The organism is Mucilaginibacter sp. OK098 (genome assembly GCF_900142915.1).
Classification (GTDB): domain Bacteria; phylum Bacteroidota; class Bacteroidia; order Sphingobacteriales; family Sphingobacteriaceae; genus Mucilaginibacter.
The window spans coordinates 135,059-158,568 of sequence record NZ_FRCM01000006.1; the positions used below are offsets into that span (position 1 = coordinate 135,059).

The 23,510-nt window shown below is 39.6% G+C and carries 23 protein-coding genes; 6 read left to right on the forward strand and 17 right to left on the reverse strand.

The annotated features are described in order from the left end of the window. Nucleotides 1-172 precede the first annotated feature (172 nt). The 11 genes from BUE31_RS20365 to BUE31_RS20415 form a co-directional block, all read right to left on the reverse strand. Nucleotides 173-544 carry an NADH-quinone oxidoreductase subunit A gene (locus tag BUE31_RS20365; RefSeq protein WP_073405686.1) on the reverse strand — a complete coding sequence of 124 codons (372 nt, stop codon included), beginning with the start codon at nt 542-544 and terminating at the stop codon, nt 173-175. 79 nt (nt 545-623) lie between these two features. Then, entirely contained in the window at nt 624-2,357 is a 1,734-nt protein-coding gene (locus BUE31_RS20370) for a tetratricopeptide repeat protein (RefSeq protein WP_234997879.1), read from the reverse strand. 233 nt (nt 2,358-2,590) lie between these two features. Continuing rightward, nucleotides 2,591-3,505, reverse strand: a complete 915-nt coding sequence (locus tag BUE31_RS20375) for a PstS family phosphate ABC transporter substrate-binding protein (RefSeq protein ID WP_083620154.1) — start codon at nt 3,503-3,505, stop codon at nt 2,591-2,593. Further along, entirely contained in the window at nt 3,495-3,722 is a 228-nt protein-coding gene (locus BUE31_RS20380; RefSeq protein WP_073405689.1) for a hypothetical protein, read from the reverse strand. The genes BUE31_RS20375 and BUE31_RS20380 overlap by 11 nt, the downstream gene beginning before the upstream one ends. 7 nt (nt 3,723-3,729) lie before the next feature. Then, the gene (locus BUE31_RS20385; RefSeq protein ID WP_073405690.1) at nt 3,730-4,545 is read right to left on the reverse strand and encodes an energy transducer TonB; all 816 of its coding nucleotides are present in this window, start codon (nt 4,543-4,545) and stop codon (nt 3,730-3,732) included. Between the two features lie 45 nt (nt 4,546-4,590). Continuing rightward, the gene (locus BUE31_RS20390) at nt 4,591-5,133 is read right to left on the reverse strand and encodes an ExbD/TolR family protein (protein WP_073405691.1); all 543 of its coding nucleotides are present in this window, start codon (nt 5,131-5,133) and stop codon (nt 4,591-4,593) included. A gap of 4 nt (nt 5,134-5,137) precedes the next feature. Continuing rightward, nucleotides 5,138-5,758: an ExbD/TolR family protein gene (locus BUE31_RS20395; protein ID WP_073405692.1), complete on the reverse strand. Its 621-nt coding sequence runs from the start codon at nt 5,756-5,758 to the stop codon at nt 5,138-5,140. 94 nt (nt 5,759-5,852) lie between these two features. Then, on the reverse strand, nt 5,853-6,686 hold the full coding sequence (locus BUE31_RS20400; RefSeq protein ID WP_073405693.1) for a MotA/TolQ/ExbB proton channel family protein: 834 nt from the start codon (nt 6,684-6,686) through the stop codon (nt 5,853-5,855). 575 nt (nt 6,687-7,261) lie between these two features. Next, complete coding sequence (gene pckA, locus BUE31_RS20405) at nt 7,262-8,866, reverse strand: phosphoenolpyruvate carboxykinase (ATP) (RefSeq protein WP_073405694.1); 1,605 nt, start codon at nt 8,864-8,866, stop codon at nt 7,262-7,264. Nucleotides 8,867-9,285: 419 nt separating this feature from the next. Beyond that, on the reverse strand, nt 9,286-9,621 hold the full coding sequence (locus tag BUE31_RS20410) for a translation initiation factor (protein WP_073405695.1): 336 nt from the start codon (nt 9,619-9,621) through the stop codon (nt 9,286-9,288). 80 nt (nt 9,622-9,701) lie between these two features. Then, a complete protein-coding gene (locus BUE31_RS20415) occupies nt 9,702-10,586 on the reverse strand; it encodes a diacylglycerol/lipid kinase family protein (protein WP_073405696.1) in 885 nt (294 codons plus the stop codon). A gap of 262 nt (nt 10,587-10,848) precedes the next feature. Here BUE31_RS20415 and metK point away from each other — a divergent pair, with 262 nt between their 5' ends. Further along, on the forward strand, nt 10,849-12,099 hold the full coding sequence (gene metK / locus BUE31_RS20420; protein ID WP_073405697.1) for a methionine adenosyltransferase: 1,251 nt from the start codon (nt 10,849-10,851) through the stop codon (nt 12,097-12,099). A 198-nt stretch (nt 12,100-12,297) separates the two neighbouring features. Here metK and BUE31_RS20425 read toward each other — a convergent pair whose 3' ends face one another. Then, nucleotides 12,298-12,954: a CGNR zinc finger domain-containing protein gene (locus BUE31_RS20425; protein WP_073405698.1), complete on the reverse strand. Its 657-nt coding sequence runs from the start codon at nt 12,952-12,954 to the stop codon at nt 12,298-12,300. A gap of 473 nt (nt 12,955-13,427) precedes the next feature. Continuing rightward, nucleotides 13,428-14,219: a DUF4261 domain-containing protein gene (locus BUE31_RS20430; protein WP_073405699.1), complete on the reverse strand. Its 792-nt coding sequence runs from the start codon at nt 14,217-14,219 to the stop codon at nt 13,428-13,430. A gap of 280 nt (nt 14,220-14,499) precedes the next feature. Between BUE31_RS20430 and BUE31_RS20435 the strand changes: the two genes are divergently transcribed. Next, a complete protein-coding gene (locus BUE31_RS20435; protein WP_073405700.1) occupies nt 14,500-15,294 on the forward strand; it encodes a hypothetical protein in 795 nt (264 codons plus the stop codon). 157 nt (nt 15,295-15,451) lie between these two features. Next, nucleotides 15,452-16,579 (forward strand): magnesium/cobalt transporter CorA, encoded by a 1,128-nt coding sequence (gene corA, locus BUE31_RS20440; protein ID WP_073405701.1) that lies wholly within the window; start codon nt 15,452-15,454, stop codon nt 16,577-16,579. Nucleotides 16,580-16,686: 107 nt separating this feature from the next. Here corA and BUE31_RS20445 read toward each other — a convergent pair whose 3' ends face one another. The 3 genes from BUE31_RS20445 to BUE31_RS20455 form a co-directional block, all read right to left on the reverse strand. Continuing rightward, complete coding sequence (locus BUE31_RS20445; protein ID WP_073405702.1) at nt 16,687-17,097, reverse strand: VOC family protein; 411 nt, start codon at nt 17,095-17,097, stop codon at nt 16,687-16,689. A 125-nt stretch (nt 17,098-17,222) separates the two neighbouring features. After that, complete coding sequence (locus BUE31_RS20450) at nt 17,223-17,651, reverse strand: helix-turn-helix domain-containing protein (protein ID WP_073405703.1); 429 nt, start codon at nt 17,649-17,651, stop codon at nt 17,223-17,225. 84 nt (nt 17,652-17,735) lie between these two features. Continuing rightward, nucleotides 17,736-18,239, reverse strand: coding sequence for a hypothetical protein (locus BUE31_RS20455; RefSeq protein WP_073405704.1), 504 nt, complete (start codon nt 18,237-18,239; stop codon nt 17,736-17,738). A 190-nt stretch (nt 18,240-18,429) separates the two neighbouring features. On the opposite strand from BUE31_RS20455, the gene typA reads away from it, so the two are divergent. From typA to BUE31_RS20470, 3 genes are all read left to right on the forward strand, one after another. Further along, nucleotides 18,430-20,241 carry a translational GTPase TypA gene (gene typA / locus BUE31_RS20460; RefSeq protein WP_073405705.1) on the forward strand — a complete coding sequence of 604 codons (1,812 nt, stop codon included), beginning with the start codon at nt 18,430-18,432 and terminating at the stop codon, nt 20,239-20,241. Between the two features lie 145 nt (nt 20,242-20,386). Beyond that, nucleotides 20,387-21,709, forward strand: a complete 1,323-nt coding sequence (locus BUE31_RS20465; protein ID WP_073405706.1) for a flippase — start codon at nt 20,387-20,389, stop codon at nt 21,707-21,709. Nucleotides 21,710-21,739: 30 nt separating this feature from the next. After that, nucleotides 21,740-22,504: a hypothetical protein gene (locus BUE31_RS20470; RefSeq protein ID WP_073405707.1), complete on the forward strand. Its 765-nt coding sequence runs from the start codon at nt 21,740-21,742 to the stop codon at nt 22,502-22,504. Here the strand turns inward: BUE31_RS20470 and BUE31_RS20475 are convergent. Beyond that, a complete protein-coding gene (locus BUE31_RS20475) occupies nt 22,501-23,187 on the reverse strand; it encodes an FkbM family methyltransferase (protein WP_073405708.1) in 687 nt (228 codons plus the stop codon). The two genes, BUE31_RS20470 and BUE31_RS20475, sit on opposite strands and share 4 nt — an antisense overlap. Between the last annotated feature and the right edge of the window lie 323 nt (nt 23,188-23,510).

Below are 23,510 nucleotides of genomic sequence, written 5' to 3' on the forward strand. Positions count from 1 at the left end.
AATTATTCTAAACAAGTTAGTCAGTGGTTATTGGGCAGTGGTCATTGGTGTCGCTTTAACTATATAGTGCTGCTTTTGCTATCCCTATTCTATTGTAACTACGTAATCTTCAAGCATGCAGCCCCTTCCAGACTTCCGGACTTTACTGACTTCCGGACTTTCCCGACTTAAACTAGTCCCAGTCCAGCGCGCCTTTTTTAATTACGTAGAAAAAGCCCAGTAAAAGGGTGCCCATAAAAATGAACATCTCTATCATACCGCTTTTACCCAGCTCCCTGAAATTTACTGCCCAGGGGTACATAAATATAACCTCCACATCAAACAGTACAAAAAGAATGGCCACCAAAAAGTATTTAATGGAGATTGGGGTACGGGCATTACCAATAACCTCAATACCCGACTCAAAGGGGGTAAGCTTGTCTTTGGTAACCCGCTTTGGGCCAATTTTATGGGTTACAAACATGGTGGTAACCACAAAACCTAAAGCTACCAGCATTTGAAAAATGATGGGCAAATAATTAACGGGCAAACTTTGTGCTTCCATGCTGCAAATATACAAATGGGATTATAATAAAAAAGCCTCCTGGTAAATCAGGGGGCTCCATTTTATATTTTAATTTTATTTACTTGCTTTTGCCGTTACTTTTTTTTTGGAAGTAATAGACGACCTGCGGATTTGTAGGGTCCATCTCTTTTGCTTTTGTATATAAATCTAAAGCTTTAGCAGTATCCTTTTCTTTATTTTCTGCAAAATTTCCTAAATAAGCGTAAGCTACTGCTAAGCTCTCTTTCTCTTGGTCCTTAATTGCAGGCTTTGATGCGATCAATTGCACATATTGCTCATAATATGGTTTTGCTAAACCTTTAATATCACTCCTGTCGCCTTTTTCCTCAAAGTCCTTAACATTTGCATGGTAATATATAATCGGTGCACTTGGTTTATCCTTCAGTTTGCGCTCTATATAAGTAAAAGCGGTATCAGCTTTGGCCAGTAAGGTTGTATCCGGCACTACAGTTTTAACAGTTTGCTGTTTTATAACTTGTGCTTTGTAGATCTGGTAATAGCTAAAACCTTCTTTAAAGTGATCATTAAGCGTTGCGTTTCTTGACCTTTGACCATAAATTCTGAAAGCTTCTGCCGCTTCTCCATAGTTTTTTAAGTTATAAAGTGTGTTGCCAATTTCACCATATAAGTCAACCTGACTTGTATCAACAGTCAATGCTTTACGCAAAGTCTGTACACCTATTGAATCTTTTTTCTCTGCTATTTGAGTTCTTGCCAGGTATAAATAATCATTAGGGATCAAACGTTTGGGGTCGGCTTCCTTAATCCATTTGGTTAATGCAGTCTCGGCTGCAGGATAATCTTTGTTTTCAAAAGCTGCATAACCCAAATAACGGTATGCCCTTAAGTTACTTTTAGCTGATGCTGAAAGATCGGTAGCAACTTTTTGCAAAGCAGCATTATCCTTTGTCCTGTAAAGGAAATCTGCATAACGCATCTGCGATTCTACCGAATAATCAGTAAGACTGATGAATTTTTTATAGCTATCTGCAGCTTGTTTAACTTTTGCATCATATTGGGTTGGGTCTTTCGGGGCCCAACGCAGGTATAACTCAGCCAGCTCGCGGTATGCTGGGCCGTAGTTAGGGTCTATAGCTAATGCGGCCTGGAATTGTTTTTCCGAATCTTCAAAGTTTTCTGCATTTTTCCACAAAACGCCTGTAGCTACATCTGCAGCAGCCAGTTTCGGATCAAGCGCTATAGCAGACGAATAGCTGGTATAAGCATCATTACTTTTTAATTGTGAACGGAAAGCATCGCCTAAAGCAACAAGCAATACAGCATCCTTAGGATTAACCGTTTTGCCTTTTGTTAAAACTGCTATGGCAGCATCTGCATCAGCAGGTGTTACCTTCGAACCATTAACTGTCATGCTGCTCCCATTAACCGGTAATAAATAGCTTAAGCCTACATATAAATAAGGGGTACTGCTTTTGCCGGCCAAAGCTATAGCCTGGTTAAAGTTTGAGGTTGCAGTACCGTTATCTTTTTCAACATGTGCTACTGCGCCCAAACCTACCAGGTTTAATGGCGATTTAGCGTTTACCGTAAGGCCTTTGCTAAATATGGCTTTTGCCGAATCGGCATAATCCTGTTTCAAATAAACCCAACCCAGGTAAAAATAGTTTTCATCTTTGTCTGCCTGTGTGGTTGTAAGGTTTTTAAGCATCGACTTTGCTTTCTGATACTGCTCCGCATCAATAGCCTTTTTGGCATCGGCTAAACTTTGTGCAAAAACCGATGATCCTAAAAACATCAAACCCAGCCCTGCGCCGGCTATTTTACTGATCATTTTCATCTTGAGTAAATTGTTTTTTAAAGACAGTGAAGCTTAAAAGGAAAAAGCTGTTTTAAGATAGCCCATCATTTAGAGACCCCACCGGATTAATAATTTATTTAGTTAGTTAATTACCCCACCTAAAGCGGAGCATTATTAGTTAGTTACAGCAAAATAGCCGCTACAATAATATAATTTTTTGACTAAAAAAACATATACAAGTTTAAACAACTTTGTACAAAACTATACTATTGCTTTATTTTTGAGACAATATTTATCTCCCTGCCGGGTATCTCATCCGGTAAAAGCCCCGATTTTAAAATTATCCGTTGCCCCTGGTCGCCGGCTATAAATGCAGCAAATTCCATACCCAAACCCATTTTTCCAGTAAAATTTAAAATATATAAATTCCTGGTAAGCGGATATTGTTTTAAAGCGATTGTTTGCTGCGACGGCGAAAAGTACTGCCCGGATCCATTTTTACTAATATCGTCCTTTACAGATACTATTTTAACTTTATTAACTGCGTCAGCATAATCTTTCTCCGGGTCATTAAGCCAGCTAAACCCTGTTATGCCTATTGCATTGGGGTGTTCGCTAACATATTTTATAACTTCCTTATTTGATTTTAGCGAGTAAATATTTTTTTGTTTAAGATCTTTATTACCTGAAAGTTCTTTTAAATACCTAACCAAACCAGAGTTAGGGTTATCAAAAACGATATCCTTATCGGTTTTAGTATTGCCATTAAGCATTTTTTTTATTTCGCTCAAGGTAATCGTGGTGTCATTGGAAGCCTGGTTCACAATTAAAGTAACTGCGTCAATAGCAAAACGGTTAACTATAGGCTTTATATTTTTGCTTGCCAAAGCTTTATTTTCTTCGGCGTTCATCTCCCGTGCAATAATCAGCACGCGCACACTATCAGAAAATAAAAGGTTTACAGCATTGTTTTCTGGGGCATATATTACTTTAGGATGCCCGTCTTTATACAATGCCCCAAAAATATAAAGTTCCTGGTCAACAATTGGTTTAAATGATTCATCAACCACAAATATTGTAGAACGGTCAACACCACCTACCGTCTTTGCCTTTTGTTTACAGCTTCCTAAAAGTGCAAGCAAAACCACGCAGATCCCTACTATTCTCAAACTATACTTCATCAGGCTTCTTTTTTATTAAGCGTGAAAAACGTAAAATACCATAAGCTATCAAAATCAATCCGAAAATCCAACGCTGGCTTTTAGAAAGATTTGGCAGCATTTGATCCCAAAAAATAACCATCAGGCCTAATGCTGTTACGCAAATAAAACCTGCAATGCCTAAAATAAGCAAAAACCGCCTTGCGGGCGATTTTTGCTCGTTATTGTTGAATAACATTTATCTTTTATTCTGAAAGTGCAAAAGAGATAGGAACACTGTATGCAACACGAACCGGACGTCCGTTTTGTATACCTGGCGACCATTTTGGTGAAGCTTTAATTACACGTGCAGCTTCTTCATCGCAACCATCGCCAATACCACGTGTTACGTGAATATCAGTTAATGAACCATCGCGCTCACAAACAAAGCTAACAATAACTTTACCTTGTGTGCCATTTTCTCTAGCTACGGCAGGGTACCTTATATTTTTACCTAAGTATCTTATAAAGGCATCCATACCACCCGGGAATACCGGAACCTGCTCTACTGAACTAAAGATCTTATTAGGGTCTTCCTCAGTAACTTTCTGATCAGATGTACCTACAGGTTCATCAATTACCACATCGGCGTTTTTGTCGCCTTTCAGGTTCTTTTGTCCCGGATCGGCAACTTTCAACTCCTCAATGGTAGGAGGTTTTTCTTTCACCTCAATATCCGGCTTCACAATCGGAGGCGGGAATTTAACCTGGTCAACCTTTGGTTTAGGCGGTTCAGGCGGAGGTGGCGGAGGTGGTTTCTTTAAATCAGGTGGCGGTGGCGAAAGCACCACGTTAGTGATCTTTATTTTTTCTTTTCCTTTGGGGATAAACCCTGAGATCATGTCGATAATGGTATTTGCAGATATAGCCACAACAAATATTATGATGCCTATAATAAGGGCTTTACGGGTATTACGCCCGTTGTCCTTCCTTAACTCGTAAGCTCCATATGCTTTGTTACGATCTGTAAAAACCACATCGATCCATTTCTGATCTAATATGTCTAACTTTGATCCAAACATTTTTTTTGGCTTTTAATATAAATTAACGTTCAAGTAATTAAAATATTACTGTAGTAAACCCTGTGCTTTCAATGCCTCAAGCTCTATCGGCATAATTTTTACAATAGCGCGCGATTTAACATTGGTTATGTTCAATTCATCAAGCACGTTAACCAGGTTTTCGTAAGTTGATTTATCGCTTGGCTTTATCAAAACTATCATGAAATTGTCTGGTGCGGCATGTGTTGAAGCAACATTGTTACCATTTTCAATCAAGGTTTTGCGCAGCTGCGTAGGGCCGTAACCATCAACAGTAGGGGCCGTCTTTCCAGCCTCGCCCATATACCACATTAATTTATTTTTCCCACCCAGCAAAATAGTCATAGTGCGGGTTGCTGCAACAGGTAACTGGTTTTTTATTTCCGAATTATCCGGCATGACCAAATCCATGGCCTTAGGTTTATTTAGCGTGGTGGTGAACATAAAGAAAGTGATCAGCAAGAAAGCCAAATCCACCATCGCGGTCAAATCGACACGCGTAGAGGCTTTTTTACTTCTTACCTTCCCGCCTTTATGTTTACCCCCGCCGGAGGTATCTAATTCTGCCATTTTTTTATTTTTTAGGTGCCGCTCTTAGCGACGTAATTAAATCAAACTTGAAAAGTTTCTGATGTCCTAACACACTGATAACCGTATTAATGGCAGGATACTGTTCTTTTCTGTCACCTTTTATAGCTATACTGTAGTCTTTACCATGTAAGGCTCTGTCAGCCTTACGGGCAGTAATGATCCAGTCAGATAATTCATTATTAATGGTAGTATCAGCTGGGATCCCCCTTTGCTCAAAATTTTTCAATTCTCCGCTCGGTGTGCTCAAAAATTGTTTTAACTGGCTCATTGGAACGCCAAATATTTCTGTATTTGAAAACCTGTTCACTTCTGCGGGTGTAAAATCAACTTTGTATTTCTCGCCCATCGTTTTTAAAGTCTCTGAACGCGTATCGGTGCCGCTGAAAGACAGGAAGATCTTATTTTGCTGACCGATAGATACCATCAACACGTTATCATCAGGTATTGTTATTTGGGCCTGCGAAGCAGGCACTTCTGCTTTTGACGGGTCCTCAACTTTTGGTTTTGCCGTTAATATGAAAAAGGTAAGCAACAGGAAGGCCACATCACACATGGCCGTCATATCTATTGCTGTGCTTTTCCTGGCAACTTTTACTCTTGGCATAATTTTTTGTTTTTAATGTAAAATGTATAAATTGATTATACTATCCCCGGTCAATCTCTCCGACCGGGGTAAAAACTAAGCAACAGCGTGTTGATTACTTATTTTTGTGTGATGCTGCAAATGTTTGTACAATACTGAAACCAGTTTCGTCAATTGCGTAAGTAAGATTATCAATTTTTGAAGTAAATACGTTGTACATTATAATTGAAATTGCCGATGTACTGATACCCAATGCAGTGTTAACCAATGCTTCAGAAATTGATGCTGATAAAGCAGTCTGGTTAGTTGCACCAGCTGCAGCCAGCTCACCGAACGCCTTGATCATACCAAATACTGTACCTAACAGACCTGATAATGTACCGATAGATACCAGGGTAGCAATGATTGTTAAGTTTTGCTCTAACATAGGCATTTCCAAAGCAGTTGCTTCTTCAATGTCTTTTTGAATAGCTAATGTTTTTTGATCAACGGTTAAATTGTCATCTGCTTCCATTTCACGGTATTTTTTCAAACCGGATTTAATTACGTTAGCAACAGAACCTTTTTGTTTGTCGCACTCGCCTTCTGCAGCAGTGATGTTACCTGAGTTAAGGGCGTTTTGTACTTTGTGTACAAATGCATCAACGTTGCCGGTACCAGATGCTTTACCGATAACAACAAAACGCTCGATAGAGAAAACGATAACCATTAACAGGTATGACATAATTACCGGTACTAAGTTACCCCCTCTGTAAATACGACCAAAAAAGTCACTTGGTGTACCTTTTTCTACGTCACCGTCAGCAAAGTGGCTTGGTTGGCCCAGTATAAAAATGAAAATTAAAATTGCAACTACGATACAGATCGGAATAGTTAAAGTTGCAAACATGCCTGATGATGAGCTTTCTTTTTTTACAGGACTAGTTGGTTTTGTTGGTGCGTTTGCCATTACTTTTAGTTTTTAGTTTTAGTTTTTAGTTTATGAATATAAGTTTGTTAAATGCAATACTATAAAGTGAATAACAAAAATAGAATTTAAATGAAATAAAAAAATATTTTATGGTATTCTTTACAAAATTTTAATTCAAGCTTCACGTGTTATGCACAATCGGTGCAATACATAACGATGAAAACTAAAAATTGTGTTTTGTACAAATAATATTTTGCAATAAAACCCATTTTTTTTAATAATAGCAAACAATAATTTATAAAATTTATGTTACCGATGCTGATGAAGCTGGTTATTTTGCTTTGTGAGGGTAAATGTAACTAAAACCTTAGGTTAAAAACAAATTTATTTGCATAGCTAATCCGGAGAGTTAAAATGCGCAACGCGAATTTATCCGCCGGCCTTTTTTATCTTATAACCATCTGTAGTTAACGGCGTTAAAACCCTGTTCTTAAAATCGCCCTGATCAATCTCTCTCAACCCTTTTGCAACACAACGTAAAGCGCGAAGCGTTTACGTTGTGTTTTGTTCCCTATTTTCTAAATATATAATGCTGTTTATAAAAATCATGTTACCTACACAGATACAGTAGCATTTGGAGCGGCGTTAATAATGTCGGCCTTGCAAAACGGGGCATACTGCTCAAAGTTTTTTATGAATGCTATTGCCAGGTTATTCGCCCTTTCGTCGTAGTTATCGGCATTTGTCCAGGTGTTCCTTGGGTCAAGCAGGTTGTCAGGTACATTAGGGCAGCTTATCGGCATTTGCAGGTTAAAAATTGGGTGCTCTCTATATTTTACATTATCCAGTTCGCCATTTAAAGCGGCCGAGATCATGGCGCGAGTGTATTTAAGCTTCATCCTTTTGCCTGTTCCGTAGGGACCACCAGTCCAGCCTGTGTTTATCAGCCATACCTTAACCTGGTGTTTTTTTATTTTATTGCCCAGTAATTCAGCATAAGCCACCGGGTTCAGCGGCAAAAACGCTTCGCCAAAGCATGCCGAAAAAGTAGCTTTAGGCTCAGTTATACCGGCTTCAGTGCCTGCAACCTTTGCCGTATAGCCCGAAATAAAGTGATACATGGCCTGTTCAGCGCTCAGTTTTGATACCGGCGGTAATATTCCAAAAGCATCTGCTGTTAAAAAGAATATATTTTTAGGCGAATCTCCTATTGATGGGATCACCGCATTACTAATATTATATAAAGGATAAGCAACGCGGGTATTTTCTGTTTTATCAATGTTTGAAAAATTAACCGTACGGCTGCCTTTTATAAAATTAATATTTTCAAGCAGCGAGCCAAATTTAATGGCGTTAAAGATCTGGGGTTCTTTTTCGGCGGTAAGATCAATGCATTTTGCATAGCAGCCACCTTCAAAGTTAAATATGGTGTAGTCGCTCCAGCCATGCTCATCATCACCTATAAGGTTGCGCTCAGGATCAGCCGAAAGGGTGGTTTTGCCGGTTCCCGATAAGCCAAAAAATATGGCCGTATCGCCTTTTGCTCCTGTGTTAGCCGAGCAATGCATTGAAAGCACCTTTTTTTCATGCGGCAGTATAAAGTTTAAAACCGAAAAGATTCCTTTCTTGATCTCGCCGGTATACCCGGTACCGCCAATAAGTATAATTTTTTTACTGAAGTTGATAATAGAAAAATTATGCTGCCGGGTTCCGTCAACTTCCGGATCGGCCTTAAAACCGGGTGCTGCTATTATTGTCCATTCAGGCACAGAAGCTGCATCAGCCACTTCCGGGCGCAAAAATAAGTGGTGAACAAACAGGTTTTGATAAGCGGTTTCGGTTACAACGCGGATATCGATATGATATTTTTCGTTTGCACAGGCGCTGCTGTCGCGTACAAATATGTCACGCCCGGCCAGGTAGGCGGTAACTTTTTCAAACAGGGCATCAAATTTATCAGCATCAAACTTAATATTTATTTTACCCCACCAAACGCTATCCCTGGTTATGTTGTCCTCAACAATAAAACGGTCCTTAGGCGACCGGCCTGTGAATTCGCCGGTATCAATTGCAAGGGCGCCGGTATCGGCCAAAACGCCCTCATTTCTTTTTAAAGCCGCTTCAACAAGTTCGGCAGCGTTTAATTGGTAAAAAACAGTCCTCGCCTGATCAAGCTGCAAATAGCTCAGATCAGGTAAATTGTTAGTACTCTTTCTCATTAAAATAGTAAAATTGGTTGCCGCAAAATTAGGAGTTTTACTATCTAAGAACCAAGAAAACAGGTGTATTTATTTACATAATGTATATTTTACACACTATTTAAACTATTGATATACAGATATTTAATTGTAGTAATTATTTTATTTCAATACACTAAGTTATTGATAGTGATTAGAGACCGGAGGTTAGAGAGTAGTTGAGGATTAGTATGCTCAAACATACGTAATGGCGAATTGCATTCGCCCACGAAGACAGGTAAGGCACTTATACATTAGTAAAATGGCGAAATAAAGGCAAACATTAATTATGGGATAAAGGGGGAATGCAATATGGGCATATGATGGCAAAACCATAAAATTGTTTTATACCCCACCAAGTCATTCCCAATGACTAATGACCAATGACTAATAACCAAACCCTATCCCCCGGCCTTTTTAGCTTTAAAGCCATCCGCAACCAGTAAGGTTAAAACTTTATCTCTGAAATCGCCCTGGATCAATATTTCACCATCCTTTACCGAGCCGCCAACACCGCATTTTGACTTTAGCTTTTTACCTATCAATTCCAGGTCGGCATCAGGGCCTACATATCCGGCAATCCGGGTAACCAGTTTACTGCCGCCTTTGCGATCGAGGTAAATTTTAAGATTTTGCTGTTGCGGCGGAAGCGCTTCAGTAGCTCCGCTCCCGCTTTCCTGGTATTGAAAATCCGGGTTGGTAGAATAAACTACACCTGTAAAATTCTTTTTTGACATGATTTTTATTTTGTAGAGACGTAATACTTTACGTCTCTGAATAATAATCCGAACAATTGGGGGCCGACAATTTTCCGGCTCTATTTAAAAGACGCGCCCACAATCACCTTCAGCGAGTGCGGTACCAGCATAACTTCGGCATCCGTACCTGCCATTTGCGGCTCGCCATCAAGATGTAAAGGCCCTGGCTCTACTCGTTTTACAATTATATGTTGTCCGCGTATTATTTCAACGTACTTTGTTTTATCGGTGGTTTTTAGCATCATCCGGATCCCCATCTCAAAAAACCGCCATAACGGAAATGGCTTTATCACGCAAACATCAAGCAAGCCATCCTGTACCGATGCATTCGGCGAGATATGGGCATCGTTGCCATATTGCGATGAATTGGCAAAGCTTAGCATAAACGCTTCGCGTTCGTAATCCTTACCGTCTATATTAAGGTTATAAATTTGAGGCTTATAGTTAATAACTTCTTTTATGGATGATTTTATATAAGTTATAAATCCCCGCTTTTTGGTATGCGAAAATACCTCGCTGATATGGGCGTCAAACCCCATGCCCGCCATATTAAAAAATGGCTGCCCGTTTAACTTTCCCGAATCAATGGCTATTGCTTTGCCTTTACCAAGCATTTCAATGGCTTTTTGGGTATCCATAGGGATATGCAGAAATCGCGCCAGGCCATTGCCCGACCCAAACGGAACTATCCCCAGCGTGGTATTGCTCCCTACAATGGCCGATGCCACTTCATTTACCGTACCATCACCACCAACTGCCACCACGAGGTCGAATTTATCTACAGCTTCTTTAGCAATTTGCCTGGCGTGCGCTACGCCATCGCTAAAAACAATTACTGGCTTAAATAAATTAGTATCCAGGTGTTTTTCGATGAGTTCCGGAACGCCGTCCTTTTTCTTCCCGCCAGATATAGGGTTTATAATAAATAACGCTTTCCGTTCCAACTAAATATGATTTCTGCCGGCAAAAGTAAATCTATTTTCGGCTTTGTAAAAATTGTTTTAATTTAGCGGCCTGAAAGTGGACTGATTTAATTGCCTCGTCCCGATAGCTATTGGGGGGCACCGGATTGCAACCACGTAAAAAAGTGCTAAAACCATGCTTCTTTTTACTCAATCCTTTAAATCTTGCTATTTCGTTAAAAGACGTAAAATGTTACGTCTCTGCAATTTTGATTTTAATTTAAAAATTAGCATATAAAAATCTATGTCATATTTATTCACCTCAGAATCCGTATCAGAAGGACATCCGGATAAAGTTGCCGACCAGATCTCGGACGCTTTGATAGATCATTTTTTAGCCTTTGACCCCGAATCAAAAGTTGCCTGCGAAACATTGGTTACAACTGGCCAGGTTTTTTTAGCCGGCGAAGTGAAATCAAAAGCTTATCTTGATGTTCAGAAAATAGCCCGAGAAGTAATCAACAAAATTGGTTATACCAAGGGCGAGTATATGTTTGACGGCAGTTCGTGCAGCGTACTTTCGGCCATTCATGAGCAATCGCCTGATATTAACCAGGGTGTTGACCGTACTGCAAAAGAAGAGCAGGGTGCCGGCGACCAGGGGATGATGTTTGGTTATGCCACTGTTGAAACTGATAACTATATGCCGCTGGCCCTTGATATTGCACACGCTTTATTAATTGAGCTTGCTGCCATCCGCCGCGAAAACAGTGATATAAAATACCTTCGCCCTGATGCAAAATCGCAGGTAACCCTTGAATATGATGATGATAATCAGCCTGTACGAATCGATGCGATAGTAATTTCGACCCAGCATGATGATTTTGATGAAGAAAAAGCTATGCTTGCCAAGATCAGCAGCGATATCATCAGTATCCTTATTCCCCGTGTAAAAGCAAAATATCCTAAATATGCTCACTTTTTTGGTGATGCTATTAAATATCACATTAACCCTACAGGCAAGTTTGTTATCGGGGGCCCGCATGGCGATACCGGTTTAACAGGCCGTAAAATTATTGTTGATACCTATGGTGGCAAAGGCGCACACGGTGGTGGAGCGTTTTCAGGTAAAGATCCTTCAAAGGTTGATCGTTCTGCCGCTTATGCAACCCGCCATATTGCTAAAAACCTGGTAGCTGCAGGTGTTGCCGATGAGGTATTGGTACAGGTATCATACGCTATAGGCGTTGCCCAGCCAATGGGGATCTACGTAAATACTTACGGAACAGGCAAGGTTGGCCTGCACGATGGCGAAATTGCTAAAAAGGTTGAAGCCATTTTTAACATGACCCCATATGCAATTGAAACCCGCTTTAAATTGCGCAACCCAATATACAGCGAAACCGCTGCTTATGGTCACTTTGGTCGCCCGAATGAGGTGGTAACCAAGTTATTCATCGGTCATGATGGTAAAGAGATCAAACGTGAAGTTGAACTGTTTACCTGGGAAAAACTTGATTATGTTGAAAAGGTGAAGCAAGCCTTTGGCTTGTAACATTTTCGATTTGAAAATTTGATGATGTGCTGATTTGAAGATTAATTTAATTTTCGGATCAGCACATTTTTTTTCTGGCTACCGCGAGTTTAGCGTAGCGTAACTCGTGGTGCGGCATTGCAGAAGCTTTCAGCTTCCTGGTAAAATGTTTTGATATTGAGTTTCTGAACTAATGTTCCTCTCAAAAATCTAATCACCCTAAGCAACTATCCTCATTTTTCTCTCCTTATACTTTTTCGTCCTTACTGCATTGCCACATACTAATGGATTACACCATTGCCTGTTTTTGTTCCTGGTTGTGTCCAGGTAAAACTTGCCACAATTGCATTTTTTAATATCATTAAAATTGGCCGACTGCAATAAAATAGTAGCTTGTTTTACAATTATCCACAATGGGGCCGCCAACTCTTCGTGGGTCTTAAACCACATCACCTGTAGTGTGTTGCCGTTTAGCTCAAAGCGGAGGTGTGTATTAGCCTCACCAACCATCTCATTAAAATAAGCTATCGCATCTTCGTGGATCTGCTTACTCCGCAGGGTACAGTTTATAAATTCATACACCGTTTCGCGGAGCTTTATTACCCGTTGCCAAACGTGGTTAGCTTCGTGTTCGTAACAATGGCCTTCAAGGTTCAGGCCATTATAGTCTTCAAGATCAATGATCTTAAATTCATTGCACCAGGCCAAAAAATCTTCATAGTTTTCAAGATACTCTTTGCGGTGAACGCCGCCGCGGTTGCGATAGGTGTTAATAAATTGCAGCACGGGAATGCCGCCTTCAAACGGAAATGGATCGGCCGGGTTTGTGGGCCATGAGCGTTCCGGTTTATACCGGATTTTTAGTGATTTATACATAATATTTATTTAGTCTATGAAAAAAGGTCGTTTTGGTCGTGTCCAAAGACACCCATAAAACGGGCAAAAGGCGTTTGGGTCATGTCTGAAAATACCCATAAAACGGGCAAAGTGCGTTTTGGTCGTGTCTAAAAAAGGCGTTAAACGGGCAAAAACCATTTAGGTCATTTGGTATAAAAATCACTGCATTGCCGCTTTAATGGCCGAAAAACAGTCTTTTCTGCGAATAAAACAGGGATTTTAAGAACACTTTACCAAGGAAATTATTTTGAAGTTTTAAAAAAGCCGGCAGGATTTAATAGGTTCTGTTGATTACTTCTTTTAAAGATCCGGCAAAAAAGGCTGGTTGATGAAATCGTTCAGCGTAGTACAAATATAAGAAATTATACTAATATAATTAGCAATAAATTTAAAGATTGATTTTCACTAAAGTTTCATTTTAGAGCATTGTGTGTTACGGTCTTTTTTTAAATTTATATTTCAAGTTTAAAAGATTGCCTCTCCACAAATTCCCCTTTTGACAATTTAATGGGTATCTTTTGTTCAGCAGTAAGCCCTATAGTTTCGCCGCTTTTTAAAGTAACATCGCTACTAATTATGTAAGACGTAATATTGAATATAAAGTCGAATAATTCCTCTAAACTTAGTTTTGAATCAACAATTTCAATTTCGTTTTTTTCAAATTCTTTTAAGCCATAAGTATAGGCACAATTTCCTGTCGACAATTTTCTAAGCCCAATGTAAATCCATAACGCAACAGGACTACCATTTTCTTTGAGTTCTTCAATATGGTCAAGATATTGGTTCCGGGGTATAAGTAGCGACTGAGTTCCCTGATATATTGCAATAGCATTAGATGTTAGTAAAATTGAGCCAAGAACTTTACTTAAAATCTTAAATCTTTCGATGGGGCTTTTTTGCGATGCCATTATTGATACGATGGCGTGCCCGGTATGAACTTCTAAATCTTTTAACGCTGACGGCCAATTATAGGCATATTGGGCCGTACCCTCTATGTCCCCCCAGGGTATTTCTACAGGCATGTTTGCTATGGCAATCGACTCCCCGCTTATAGTAAATGATGCCGCTTTGTCGTCCCCTTCTATATCTGTAACAGTAAGATTCCAAAATGTCTCTATATTATCAATAACTTTATCAAGCTGGTAACTATCACCACTCTTAAATATTGGCATAGCTAACAAAATATTACTCTGTTTGGATTCCTTTTTTTTCCGATCTTTCTTTAAAAAATCAAATAATGCCATTTAGATTGGATTTTTACCGGAAAGATACAAACATCCTTCCAGTTATTCATCCCCCCGCAGAGTCTCTCAAAGAGAGCCCCTGCGCAATGCTTTGCGATTAAGATAATCTCTCGCGATGATTGATGCCTACCTGCATACGAAGCGCAGGCTTCTCTTTAAGGCACCTCTACTATGACAGAAAATCCCCCTATTCATTTAAAACAATATCCGTTTTATTGAAAAAATTTCCGATTGATATGGCATCAGGTGATCTTTAATTTATATCAATAACACATATAACATGAAAACCAAATTATTCATCATTCCGATATTATTTACAGCAATTACCGGTTACCGTGTCAACAGCCAGCCATCGGCACAAAAAAACATTCCCAAATCTGCTTACTTCACCCTGAACATAAAAAAAGGAGATAAGCTAGCCAACATTTACTCCCGAACAATTGCTTTTACCGGCGATGACTTTGCCCCGTTAGTCTTCAGGGTAAGTGGAACAAGCACCTATGAAGTTTTAGACAACAACCCGCTCAAACCCAAATTCAACGAAACCGATCTGTACGACGGCAGGGACCCACACACTGGATGGTGCGAAATTGGCATCGACGGAAAAGGCAACTATGAGGGCCATATATTTACCAATACCAGCGCCAGCGGTTTAATGTACAGCTCGTTGATATGGGGACTAATTCCAACCAAAATAAAAGAAGGCGATTCATGGCAGGTGGATCTCACACAGCCCTGGGAGTTGGGCGGCATCGGCAAGCAAACGGTAACGGTTACAGCTATTGATGCCAGGCACAACACCATAACCCTAAAGCGCGAAGGCAGCAGCGAAGGATATTTTGATAACGATTTGAAACAAATTGAGGTTACCACAAAGGATACAAAAAAGGCAAAAATGAACCTCACTCCGGGTACTTCACATTGGACAGGCTATACCACCTTTCGAAACGGGATTGTTTTAAGCGATGAGCTTTTGGTAACCCGCCCTGTAACCCTGGCAACAGATAGCCTGCATTTTACAGGCAACCAGCGCGAGTATATTTTATTAAATGCCATGCCGGCAGAAGGTTTGTAACGATTCGTTTCCGCAGTGCTCTCAGAGAGAACCCTGCGGAAACGAAAATTGGATCTTTCAACAACTACAACTTTTGCAAACCCAATCCAACTTAATCAACTATTTTTCTTAACACAAAAAGTCTTAATTTCAGTTTTTAAAACTGTAAAGACATTAAATGAATACATCCATCAAAAGGGTCCGCTATAACCCACGCCGAAAAGCAGGAAATATTGGTGATAGTCCTGGTGCAATTGTTATACCGGAGGGTGCGGTAAACCCTCATATCTCCGTATTTTCGTACAATGCCAAGGAACTGATTACCAGCGAAGGAAAAAATATTAAAGTGGTACTTGATCAGTTCAAAAAATGCCAGGACCATACACATTGGATCCAGGTTAGAGGGCTTGGAGACGCAAAGCTGATTGAAGAGGTAGGCTCAATTTTAACCATTAATCCCCTGGTGCTGGAAGACATTACCAATATTCACCAGCGCCCTAAGTTTGATGAATATGACGATTATGTGTTTGCAGTAAGCCGCATGATAAGTTTTAGTAAGGATTATGAGCTTACCAATAACCAATTTTCGGCGCTGGTAAAGGATAACATTATCATCACCTTTGAAGAAACGCATGAAGAAAATTTCGAAGCCGTAAAAAACCGCCTTGCAGGCGGCAAAGGCTCCATCCGCACAGCCGGGGCGGGTTATATGTGTTATGCTTTGACTGATACTATTCTCGACCGTTATTTTGCATTACTGGCGCAACTGGGCGATTCATTAGACGAGGTTGAAGACCGGTTGTACGCCAACACCGATAAAACTGTAATGTACCAAACCCAACAGCTTAAACGCACCCTTATAGTCCTACGGCGCTCCTGCTGGCCCGAGCGCGACAAGATCAATGACATGCTGCGCACCGAAAGCCCTCTGATAAGCCCGGAAGTAAAGATGTTTTTAAAGGATGCCTACGACCATTGCATCCAGATAATGGACCTGATTGAGAGCTACAAGGAGATCACCTCCAGCATTATGGATATTTATCTCTCCATGGTAAGCAACCGCATGAACGAGATCATGAAAGTGCTCACCATTATCTCTGTAATATTTATCCCCCTAACCTTTGTTGCGGGCGTTTACGGCATGAACTTTTCAAGAGTCGACCCGGTAACCAACAAAGTAATGCCCGATAATCTGCCCGAACTTTACAACCCGCATGGCTATTTTTATGCACTGGGCGGTATGTTACTTATCGGCATTATCCAGGTTGTTATTTTTTGGAGAAAGGGATGGTTTAGTAAGCTGTGAGGAAGATGTGCGAATTTTTGATGTGCAAATGTGCGGACGAATTAAAATGGCAGCAATTAGCACATCATTTTTTCATTCGCACATCTGCATATCCGCACATTTGCACATTAATTTTTCTGCCCCAGCGAAAACCAATTACCCGAATCGTCTTTAAATAACGCTTCAAAGCCATAAAATTCCTGGGTTGGTTTTTTGGTAAATTCAACGCCTTTTGCGTTTAGCTCCTCGTAGGTTACCAGCAAGTTATCGCATTCAAACACGCCAAAGCCAAAAGTACCCTTGCTCACCAGGTTGCGCATTTGCTGTGCCGTTTCTTTAGTGAACATCATCCCCTCATCAATTGACATCAGGGAGATCTCCAGCTCAGGTTGCTGTGGCGGACAAACAGTAAGCCACCTCATTCCCGGCCCCATAGGTGCGTCAGTATGTACATTAAAGCCGAGCTTATTAACATAAAAATCAAAAGCGCTGTCCTGGTTCAGAACAAATACGCTAACATGGTTCATTTTTGTGATCATTTTTTTAGTCTTTTTGTTACCCCAAAAATGAGCACTTATTTATCCCCTCACTTCTCCAAAATTGCGATTGTAGCAGATAGTTATCAGATCAGTTTTTCCCTAATCTCTAATCAACTAACCTCTAATTAACTAACTACCCATCCCTTCTTCTCCGCAAAACAATTTGGAATAAATTTTAATGGTGCATTGGCAATCTCTGCCTGCCGCTGGTGCTGTATTGCCTGGTAAACGGCAGGCGTTTGTCCTACCATCCGCTTAAACAGCCCTGTAAATGAGGTCACACTTTCAAAGCCAACCGCATAACAAACATTGGCGGCAATCATATCGGTAGCCAAAAGTTGTTTAGCCTTTTCAATCCGCACAAATGAAAGATACTGGTGCGGTGTTTTATTATAAACAGAATGGAACACCCGGATAAAATGAAATTTGGAGAAAAAAGCCTCATCAGCAATGTTATCCAGGTCTATCCTATCGGCAAAATGATCGTCTATGAATAGCTTGGCATAAACTATGCGGCGGTAGAGGTATATTTTGGGATAGAGACCGGTTGACATTTTGAAATTATTGAATAGCTTAAATAGAGTCCTTAAATCTATTGAATCTTTGTCTACACAAAATCAGGTTCAAACAACATGCCTTTAGTTACTGATTTGAATCGAGTTTGAAAAAAATTCCCGGCCTTTTGTGCTTACACCTTCAGGTATAATAGTTGATACACTGTATAGCTTATTGCCGATGATAAACATAAACAAATCATAATTTTTCTTTTTCGAATCTGTTCCCGTTGAGTGGTAACTGGTAAACCCTTTCCAGGTACTAATACTAAAATCCTCAAGATTAACATCAGGCAAACTTTGGTTCATTCCTGTTTTTAGTTGTGCAGCAAATTCAGGAGTGGCTTTAATGGGCGCTAAGGCCACGGAATCAATCCCGGCAACCTGTACAAAATCAACAATGGTAAAAATATAAGCAATGCTGTCTTTATCCGATGCGATAAAACTTCCGGGCACAAGCTCTTTAGGATCTGTTGGAAATTTAACCGACACCCTGTTATCACCCTTATGGGTAACCCAGCCATCCTGTGCGTTAACTATACCTGCTGTAATTAACAGCGTGATCACCAGGGCATATATTTTTTTCATTCCTTAAATCTAAACAGAAATTTGTTAGTAATCAATTTCCCCAATCCGCACATCCAAAATCCGCACATCCGCACATCATTCCCCCCACTCCCATGTTAACCAAAAATCAATAATTCGTCAATTACTTGCATCTGTTTTAAAAATTCATTAAATAACCGTACCTTTGCGCAAAATTTAGAGGCGCATTTCAATGCAAAAAATAAGAAATATAGCGATCATCGCTCACGTTGACCACGGCAAGACTACCCTGGTTGACAAAATATTACACAGTTGTTCCATCTTTCGCGACAATGAACAGACAGGTGAACTGATCCTTGACAACAATGACCTGGAGCGCGAGCGAGGTATTACCATCGTTTCAAAAAACGTTTCGGTGATGTACAAAGATGTTAAGATCAACATTATTGATACCCCTGGTCACGCCGACTTTGGCGGCGAGGTTGAACGTGTATTAAAAATGGCCGATGGCGTTTTATTACTTTGCGATGCTTTTGAAGGCGCTATGCCTCAAACCCGTTTTGTAACGCAAAAGGCTTTGGCTTTAGGCTTAAAACCTATTGTGGTTGTAAACAAGGTAGATAAAGAAAACTGCCGTCCTGAAGAAGTTTACGAACAAATTTTCGAATTGTTCTTCAACCTTGAGGCAACTGAAGATCAGCTGGATTTCCCGGTTATCTACGGTTCTTCAAAACAAGGATGGATGAGCACCGACTGGAAAGAACCTACTGATAATATTTTCCCTTTAATGGATGCTATTTTAGCAAACATTCCTCCAGCCCCTATCAGCGAAGGCACATTACAAATGCAGATCACCTCTTTGGATTATTCTTCATTCGTAGGCCGTATCGCAATTGGCCGTGTGGCACGTGGCACCATTAAAGAAAACATGCCGGTGTCGTTAGTAAAACGCGATGGCACTATTCAAAAATCAAGAATAAAAGAACTTTATACTTTTGAAGGTTTGGGTAAAGTTAAAGCTACTTCGGTAAGCTCTGGCGATATTTGTGCCGTAGTTGGTATTGATGGTTTTGACATTGGCGATACCATTGCTGATTTTGAAAAACCGGAACAACTGGAAGTTATCCATATTGACGAGCCTACCATGAACATGCTGTTCACCATTAACACTTCACCGTTTTTTGGTAAAGAAGGCAAGTTTGTAACCTCACGCCACCTGCGCGATCGTTTATATAAAGAAATGGAAAAAAACCTGGCGCTTAAGGTTGTTGAAACCGAATCGCCTGATTCATACCTGGTTTATGGCCGTGGTATTCTCCATTTATCTGTATTGATCGAGACCATGCGCCGCGAAGGTTATGAGCTGCAGGTTGGTCAGCCACAAGTTATTGTTAAAGAAATTGACGGTGTTAAATGCGAACCGGTTGAAACTTTGATAGTTGACGTACCAGGCGAAGTTGCCGGTAAAGTTATCGAGCTGGTAACACAGCGCAAAGGTGACCTGCTTGTAATGGAGCCAAAAGGCGACTTGCAGCACCTTGAATTTGATATCCCAGCGCGTGGTATCATCGGTTTACGTAACAACGTATTAACTGCAACCGGTGGCGAGGCTATTATGGCACACCGTTTTAAATCATACGAGCCATGGAAGGGTACTATCCCGGGCCGCTTAAATGGTGTATTGGTATCAATGGATACCGGTAAAACCACTGCCTTTGCAATTGATAAATTACAGGATCGTGGTCGTTTCCATATTGATCCGGGAGTAGATATTTATGAAGGACAGGTTTTAGGCGAGCACATCCGCGATAACGATTTGGTTATTAACCTTACCAAAGGCAAGCAGTTAACCAACATGCGTGCATCAGGTAGCGATACCAACGTGCGTATTGCGCCTGCTATCAAATTCTCGCTTGAAGAATCAATGGAATACATCCAGGCCGACGAATACATTGAGGTTACCCCGCAAAGTATCCGCCTGCGTAAGATCTTCTTAAATGAAAATGAAAGAAGAATTAACGCTAAGAAGTTTGTAAATCAATAAGAAGAAAAGAATCAAGATACAAGAATCAAGAGCCAGGAAAGAACCTTTCACTGGCTCTTTTTATGTCTTGTTTGTTTATTCTTAACCGCTGGCTCTCAACTTTTGTCTTGATTCTTGTATCTTGGCTCCTGATTCTAATTTAAATATGCGATTCCCCAGTATTCCAGGTTTTGATCAGCAGGCATTTGAAAAGTATTTTAAAAATACCGGGTGGCTGTTTATGGGCCGTATAGGGAGCCTGCTGATAAAAATGATAGTTGGCATCTTTGTAGCCAATTATCTTCACAGGGAAAACAATGGCATTATCAGCGGTGGCATAACTTACATTTACCTATTTTCTGCAATAGCCACCCTCGGGCTTGATCAATTTATTGTTAAGGAACTGCATCAATTCCCTAAAAATCGCGATCAAATATTAGGCACATCATTTTGGATGAAGGTTTTTGCAGGTTTTGGTTGTATTCCCCTTATCTGGATCGCTTATCAAATTTATCCGGCAAAGGGAACGCCGTATAATTATCTGCTAATCTTCTCAACAATTGGTATAATCCAGGCATTTAATGTAATAGATTCCTATTTCCAGTCAGAAGTACAATCAAAATACATTATGCAGGTACAGGTTAGCGGTAACCTGATATCTGCAATTATAAAGCTGGCATTAATTTACTACAAAATGCCATTACTTTATTTTGTATATGCCTATGCGTTTGATTTTTTATTACTATCTGTTGGTTACTATTTTACCTATCAACGTAAAGGCCGTAGTATCTTTAACTGGAGTTTCAATAGCAAACTAGCTAAAACCCTGCTATCGCATTCGTGGCCTTTAATTATATCAGGTATTATGGTTTCATTATACATGAAAATCGACCTGATCATGATTCAAAATATAACAGGCCTTAAAGAAGCCGGAGCCTACGCCACAGTTGCTCAATTAAGTGAGGCATGGAACTTTATTCCTTCCATTATTGTAACTTCACTATTTCCTGCCATATTAAATGCCCGGAGAGATGACCCTGTGCGGTACAAAAAACGCATCCAAAACCTTTATGACCTGATGGTCTACCTGAGCGTACCAACAGCATTGGTAATAACCTTTACAGCGCCACTGATTTATAGATTATTACATTTCAAGCCTGAGTATTATTATGCGGCCTCTACATTATCAGTTCATATCTGGTCAGGTGTGTTTGTTTTTTTAGGAGCAGCAAGCGGTCAGTATTTAATTGCCGAAAACTTTAACAAGCTCACCTTTGTTCGTACAGGGTTTGGAGCCGTAGTTAACATAGTTTTAAATCTTATACTTATCCCAAAAATGGGAATGATGGGGGCAGCAATAGCAACACTCATAGCCTACGCCAGCTCAACAATGTTCATCATATTTATTCCAAAGGTTAGCCAGCAGGGCGTTATGATGCTTAAATCATTATTCTTCATTTCTTTATACGATAAATTTTTAAAAAAATGATTATATTTACCTGACTTTTAAATCTTTATCATGATAAGAAAAATTACCAATCTAATAATCTTTGCTTTAGCATTATCAACGCTGTATTCCTGCCAAAAACAGGCTGACGCCATTGATCACTTAAAAAAATCCTGTCTTTATGATGTAAAGATGGATTACTTTAAAAAATGGTCAAATACCTTTACTGAGATTGATACTTATAATTCCACAGGAGCAATCGCGTCCAAATCATTTATTTATCCTGTAGGTTATTTCCAGTTGAGTGCCAACTCTACCTACAATGTTTTGAGCAATAGTGTGCCATTAACCGGGGTGTGGGATATTACAGATAGCTGCAAGCTTTTGCTTGATAAGGGAACTCCGTTAGAAAGGCAATTTGATGTTTTGAAGCTTAGTACCGACTCACTTACGCTTCATCGTAAGGATAATAATATTGTTTACACCCAGCACTATGTTTCGTTTAGGTGTCCCGAAACTGCAAAATTATTGTTCAGATGGGATAATACCGTTATTGAAAGTGAATACTTTAATAGCTCAGGTGTATACTCAACCAGTGTTCAATATCCCGACGGATTTTTCACATTAAATGCAGATAATACCTATAACAGGATAAGCAACGGAGTTTCATTAAATGGGGTTTGGGAAATTAACGATGCATGCCAATTGGTATTAGACAAAAGCACATCAAATGAAAGATCATTCGAGGTACAAAAGGTTACTGCAGACTCCCTGGTGATATGGAGAAAAGATGTACCTAATGGCGTTAACTATTTACAGAGATATAAAAAGCACTAACTGTTATATTTAAAGAACAAGGTTCTCAGCGTTTTTGCAACTAACTGGTAACCTTGCTCTTCCAAATATTTATACACTTCGGAATTTGTAAGATTATTAAAATCTATCCTGTCCTCTACCAGGATAAACAAGGGCTTATATTTAAGCCAGTTATTTGATTTCAGAACCTGCAAATCAAACCCTTCCACATCAATTGTTAAAAAGTCAATTTTCTGTTCTTCGGGTACATATTTATCCAGCACCTCTGCAAGCGGCAGGGTTTCAATTTCAATCTCTTTAATTATTTTATATTTAGCTGAGGTATCATTTCTCTCCTGCGAAAGCTCTTTCGAGAAGCCGTTTAAAGCAGGTTCGTTAAAACAATAAAACAGCAGCTTCCCCTTTTTACTACTGATGCCGATGTTTAAATTGATATCTCTTCGTCTGAAAATATTAAAGGCTTTAATGGCTTTTGGAGTAGGTTCTATATTTATACCTTTCCAACCCTTTTTGTAGAAAAATAATGTATTTGAAAACCGGTAAGGATGGTGGGCGCCTACATCAATATAAAAGCCTTTATATTTTTTTCGGCCCTCAAAAAATGAATATAAAACCATATCCTCTCCCTCCTGTGAGTAAGAAGTTAATGATTGGAAATAATGAATGGGTAAATATTTTAAAAGCGCTTTCTTCAAACTAAACATTCCGCCAAATTAAAATAATCTTTACAGACTTGGAAATGATAAAGAGTATTAGGCGAGGCAAAAGCTTTTCCGATCAATAAAAAGGCTCATTTTAACTTTAAGTTATATATTTGATGTAATTTAATTGGGGAGCGCTATACTTAAATTTTTCCTGTCATAGGGTAGACTCAATAAAAATATTAATAAATAAATTCCCCGATGTTAATAGTTGCCTGTTTTTATTTATTTTCCTTTAAAAAAGTATCGGAACGCGAAAAAATGTTTTTTTAATAGGCCGTGTTATGATAGCTTTATATACTTTTTAACAGGAATCCTAATTGATA